At 74.8% G+C, this 718-nt stretch carries 1 protein-coding gene; it reads left to right on the forward strand.

What is annotated here, in order from left to right; genetic code table 11:
- Positions 1–573: hypothetical protein (locus AC2W7J_RS18605; RefSeq protein ID WP_485984288.1), on the forward strand; the 573-nt coding region annotated here is incomplete at its 5' end.
- Positions 574–718 lie beyond the last annotated feature (145 nt).

Raw genomic sequence — 718 nt, forward strand, 5'->3', positions numbered from 1 at the left:
CGCGCGCACCGGCAGACCGTCCCGGCCCAGCAGCCGAGCCCCTACCACGACGAGCCCCGGCGATCGGGCCGCAGCACCTCCCCGCTCGGCCTCGTCGCCCTCCTCGTCGGCGGCGTGCTCCTCGGTGGCCTGTGCGTCGGCGGCACTGTCATGGCGATGGGTGGTGGCGACGACGAGCCGACCGCGCAGACGACGGTCACCCAGACCTCCTCCCCCGACACGACCCAGCCGTCGTCGACCTCGAGCGAGGAGTCGAGCACCACGAGCTCGACGAAGCCGAAGACCAAGAGCTCGACGAAGGCCAAGCCCACCCGCTCCAACGTCGCCCCTGCCGGCGTCAAGCAGTGCGCCGGGCCCTCCGGTGGCGCCGCGGCCGGTGCGGGCTCGACGGTGACGAGCTGCGAGTTCGCCATCGCCGTGCGCGATGCCTACCTCGCGGCCGCTCCCGACGGCGGCAAGGCGACCGTGCGGGTCACCAGCCCGGTGACCGACAAGGCCTACACGATGCGCTGCACCGGCGCGGCCGTCACCCGCTGCACCGGTGGCAACGACGCCGTCGTCGTCATCTACTGACGTGACCCGTCGCCTCCCGGCGGTCGCGCTCGTGGGTGCCGCGGTGCTCGCGATGCCCGCCTGCGCCGGCGGCACGGCCCGGCCGACCCACCTCGTCGGCGACGCGGAGCAGCAGCAGCACGCACCCGGCCGCGCACCGGACCAC

The sequence above is a fragment of the Janibacter sp. CFPM2_SD2 genome, from assembly GCF_057364645.1.